Annotated in this window: 2 tRNA genes and 2 rRNA genes; all 4 read right to left on the bottom strand. The window is 48.7% G+C overall.

The annotated features are described in order from the left end of the window. Positions 1-86: 86 nt before the first annotated feature. A 23S ribosomal RNA gene (locus HM983_RS15645) occupies positions 87-2,911 on the bottom strand. A gap of 169 nt (positions 2,912-3,080) precedes the next feature. Further along, positions 3,081-3,154 (bottom strand) — tRNA-Ala (locus tag HM983_RS15640). A 139-nt stretch (positions 3,155-3,293) separates the two neighbouring features. Then, positions 3,294-3,367, bottom strand: a tRNA-Ile gene (locus HM983_RS15635). Positions 3,368-3,460: 93 nt separating this feature from the next. Next, a 16S ribosomal RNA gene (locus tag HM983_RS15630) occupies positions 3,461-4,986 on the bottom strand. Together the 16S and 23S rRNA genes with 2 tRNA genes alongside form the textbook arrangement of a ribosomal RNA operon. Between the last annotated feature and the right edge of the window lie 284 nt (positions 4,987-5,270).

The raw sequence follows: 5,270 nt of genomic DNA, 5'->3' as shown, positions 1-5,270 counted from the left end.
ACTAATATTGTTGACATATTGAAAAGACGATAAATCGTCGATAGATACATTGTAATAATCAAGTCGTACTCTAAAAAAAACGGCCGTACAATAAGCCTATGGGTCATTAGTACCACTCGGCTGTGACATTACTGCCTTTACACCTGTGGCCTATCAACGTGGTCATCTTCCACGGCCCTTTAAAGAAATCTCATCTTGTGGTGGGTTTCGCGCTTATATGCTTTCAGCGCTTATCCCTTCCGAACGTAGCTACCCAGCAATGCTCCTGGCGGAACAACTGGTACACCAGAGGTTCGTCCAACTCGGTCCTCTCGTACTAGAGTCAGATCCACTCAAATTTCTAACGCCCACAGTAGATAGAGACCGAACTGTCTCACGACGTTCTGAACCCAGCTCGCGTGCCACTTTAATGGGCGAACAGCCCAACCCTTGGGACCTTCTCCAGCCCCAGGATGTGACGAGCCGACATCGAGGTGCCAAACCCCCCCGTCGATGTGAGCTCTTGGGGGAGATCAGCCTGTTATCCCCGGAGTACCTTTTATCCTTTGAGCGATGGCCCTTCCATGCGGAACCACCGGATCACTATGCTCTACTTTCGTACCTGATCGACCTGTATGTCTCTCAGTCAAGCCCCCTTATGCCATTGCACTCTGCGCACGGTTACCAAGCGTGCTGAGGGGACCTTTAGAAGCCTCCGTTACTCTTTTGGAGGCGACCACCCCAGTCAAACTACCCACCAAGCACTGTCCTTCGCAAGAAGTTAGACTCTAGATAAGCAAAGGGTGGTATTTCAACAATGACTCCACCACGCCTGGCGACGCAGCTTCGAAGTCTCCCACCTATCCTACACATTACTTATCCAAAGCCAATACTAAGCTATAGTAAAGGTTCACGGGGTCTTTTCGTCCCACTGCGGGTAATCGGCATCTTCACCGATACTACAATTTCACCGAGCTCATGGCTGAGACAGTATCCAAATCGTTACACCATTCGTGCAGGTCGGAACTTACCCGACAAGGAATTTCGCTACCTTAGGACCGTTATAGTTACGGCCGCCGTTTACTGGGGCTTCATTTGAGATCTTCGAGGTAAACCTCTAAACCCTCCACTTAACCTTCCAGCACCGGGCAGGTGTCAGGCCCTATACGTCATCTTTCGATTTAGCAGAGCCCTGTGTTTTTGATAAACAGTCGCTTGGATCTTTTCACTGCGGCCCACCCGAGGGTGGGCGACGCTTCTCCCGAAGTTACGCGTCAATTTTGCCTAGTTCCTTAGCCATGAATCTCTCGAGCACCTTAGAATTCTCATCCCAACTACCTGTGTCGGTTTAGGGTACGGGCTGCTTCACTCGCTTTTCTTGGAAGTCGATCCGCTGGATTATCACCTTGGCCGTAGCCTCAGTGTACTATCGGAGTGTTACCACATCCTTCAACGCACTATTCCGTCAGTGCGCACCAACTTTTCGCCTCCGTCACTTTTGTCGTGAGCAGGTACGGGAATATTAACCCGTTGGCCATCCACTACCCCTTTCGGGTTCGCGTTAGGTCCCGACTAACCCTCAGCTGATTAGCATAGCTGAGGAAACCTTAGTCTTTCGGTGTGCGGGTTTCTCGCCCGCATTATCGTTACTTATGCCTACATTTTCTTTTGTAGCTTCTCCAGCATACCTCACGGTACACCTTCGACGACACTACAATGCTCCCCTACCACTTTTACAAGTCCATAGCTTCGGTAGTATGTTTATGCCCGATTATTATCCATGCCGGATCGCTCGACTAGTGAGCTGTTACGCACTCTTTAAATGAATGGCTGCTTCCAAGCCAACATCCTAGCTGTCTGTGCAATCCAACCTCGTTTATTCAACTTAACATACATTTGGGGACCTTAGCTGATGGTCTGGGTTCTTTCCCTCTCGGACATGGACCTTAGCACCCATGCCCTCACTGCTGATCAACATTTTATAGCATTCGGAGTTTGTCAGGAATTGGTAGGCGGTGAAGCCCCCGCATCCAATCAGTAGCTCTACCTCTATAAAACTATAAATCAACGCTGCACCTAAATGCATTTCGGGGAGTACGAGCTATTTCCGAGTTTGATTGGCCTTTCACCCCTACCCACAGGTCATCCGAAGACTTTTCAACGTCAACCGGTTCGGGCCTCCACTGTGTGTTACCACAGCTTCACCCTGCCCATGGGTAGATCACACGGTTTCGCGTCTACCACTACTAACTAAAGCGCCCTGTTCAGACTCGCTTTCGCTACGGATCCGTACCTTAAGTACTTAACCTTGCTAGCAACGGTAACTCGTAGGCTCATTATGCAAAAGGCACGCCGTCACAGCTTGCGCCGCTCCGACCGCTTGTAAGCGTATGGTTTCAGGTTCTATTTCACTCCCTTATTCAGGGTTCTTTTCACCTTTCCCTCACGGTACTGGTTCACTATCGGTCTCTCAGGAGTATTTAGCCTTATCGGATGGTCCCGACTGTTTCATACAGGGTTTCACGTGCCCCGCACTACTCAGGATACCACTATCTCAACAATCTTTGCCTATACGGGACTATCACCCTCTCTGGTCAGTCTTTCCAAACTGTTCTAGTTCATCATGCATCGAATATCGTGGTCCTACAACCCCGGCACTGCCGTAACAGTACCGGTTTGGGCTAGTCCGATTTCGCTCGCCGCTACTTTCGGAATCACTTTTGTTTTCTTCTCCTCCGGGTACTTAGATGTTTCAGTTCCCCGGGTTCGCCTCCTTATCGGATAACATGTCTTCAACATGCTGGGTTGCCCCATTCGGATATCTGCGGATCGATCTGTATGTGCCAGTCCCCGCAGCTTTTCGCAGCTTATCACGTCCTTCATCGCCTCTGAGAGCCTAGGCATTCCCCATACGCTCTTGTTTAGCTTATTGTACTTTTGTCTTTTTAATGAGTTACATTGCCAATAGTCAGCTCGTGACTTACTATTGGCAACTAAATTATTCGATATATAAAGAGAACGATCTCTTTATGTATCTTTTCATGTATCTTTTTCAATATGTCAATGAACTTTCAAATATCCAATCTAATTGGATACTTTAGTGGAGAATATCGGAGTCGAACCGATGACCTCCTGCGTGCAAGGCAGGCGCTCTAGCCAGCTGAGCTAATCCCCCATTAATGAATTTCAGATTGCTGAACTACGATTAACGATTGTTGATTATATCTCAACGTCTAAAATTTCCCTTCAATTTGTAATGAACGTTTTAAAACCCCAAACCTACCTGCGTAAATCCCAGATCTTAAATCTTTTAGTAGTCTCAGGCAGACTCGAACTGCCGACCTCTACATTATCAGTGTAGCGCTCTAACCAGCTGAGCTATGAGACTCTACTTAATTATCTTAAAAATTAAATTAACAGCAAGAGAACAGAAACAAATGTTTCCTTTTTTGAACTTTCCTTATCAGTCGTCTTTCTCTAGAAAGGAGGTGTTCCAGCCGCACCTTCCGGTACGGCTACCTTGTTACGACTTAGCCCTAGTTACCGATTTTACCCTAGGCCGCTCCTTGCGGTGACGGACTTCAGGCACTCCCAGCTTCCATGGCTTGACGGGCGGTGTGTACAAGGCCCGGGAACGTATTCACCGCATCATGGCTGATATGCGATTACTAGCGATTCCAGCTTCACGGAGTCGAGTTGCAGACTCCGATCCGAACTGTGATAGGGTTTGTAGATTCGCTCCACCTCGCGGTGTGGCTGCTCTCTGTCCCTACCATTGTAGCACGTGTGTAGCCCAGGACGTAAGGGCCGTGATGATTTGACGTCATCCCCACCTTCCTCGCGGTTTGCACCGGCAGTCTTGCTAGAGTTCCCGACATTACTCGCTGGCAACTAACAACAGGGGTTGCGCTCGTTATAGGACTTAACCTGACACCTCACGGCACGAGCTGACGACAACCATGCAGCACCTTGTAAGTGGTCCGAAGAAAGGGGTGTCTCCACCCCATGCAACTTACATTTAAGCCCTGGTAAGGTTCCTCGCGTATCATCGAATTAAACCACATGCTCCACCGCTTGTGCGGGCCCCCGTCAATTCCTTTGAGTTTCATTCTTGCGAACGTACTCCCCAGGTGGGTCACTTATCACTTTCGCTTAGCCACCCAGCCCTAAGGCCGGACAGCTAGTGACCATCGTTTACGGCGTGGACTACCAGGGTATCTAATCCTGTTCGCTCCCCACGCTTTCGTCCATCAGTGTCAGTTGATTGTTAGTGATCTGCCTTCGCAATCGGTATTCTATGTAATATCTATGCATTTCACCGCTACACTACATATTCTAACCACTTCACAATAACTCAAGACCGCCAGTATCAAAGGCAATTCTACAGTTGAGCTGCAGGATTTCACCTCTGACTTAACAGTCCACCTACGGACCCTTTAAACCCAATGATTCCGGATAACGCTCGGATCCTCCGTATTACCGCGGCTGCTGGCACGGAGTTAGCCGATCCTTATTCTTACGGTACCGTCAGCCCGCCACACGTGGCGGGGTTTCTTCCCGTACAAAAGCAGTTTACAACCCATAGGGCAGTCTTCCTGCACGCGGCATGGCTGGATCAGGCTTCCGCCCATTGTCCAATATTCCTCACTGCTGCCTCCCGTAGGAGTCTGGTCCGTGTCTCAGTACCAGTGTGGGGGATCCCCCTCTCAGGGCCCCTACCTATCGTCGCCATGGTGCGCCGTTACCGCACCATCTAGCTAATAGGACGCATACTCATCTCTTACCGCCAAAGCTTTAAAGCCGTCGTGATGCCACGTCGGCTTGCCATGGGATATTATTCTTCGTTTCCAAAGACTATCCCCCAGTATGAGGCAGATTGTATACGCGTTACGCACCCGTGCGCCACTCGTCAGCAAAAGAGCAAGCTCTTCCCTGTTACCGTTCGACTTGCATGTGTTAGGCCTGCCGCTAGCGTTCATCCTGAGCCAGGATCAAACTCTTCATCGTTAAATTTTAAGGTCTTTCGACCAATGTGCTTAACAACCAAATAGGAATTTTAAATCTGTACTCTAAATGATCTATTCTCTTGTTCGACGACAACCGTTTCCGGTTAACGCCTTACGCTGTCAATTCAATATGTTAATGAACTCTCTTTTATCTCTTCGCCAAGCTCTTTGTCGCTTAAGCGGGTGCAAATATAAAACCCTTTTTTCATTCCCGCAACACCTATCTGAAAAAAATTTGAAATTCTTTTTTCGGTGACGCTTCGTATGGCAATGAACTCCTGAAAC

Origin of the sequence: Winogradskyella ursingii (assembly GCF_013403975.1) — a bacterium.
Classification (GTDB): domain Bacteria; phylum Bacteroidota; class Bacteroidia; order Flavobacteriales; family Flavobacteriaceae; genus Winogradskyella; species Winogradskyella ursingii.
This window is presented reverse-complemented; position numbering and strand designations above follow the sequence as displayed.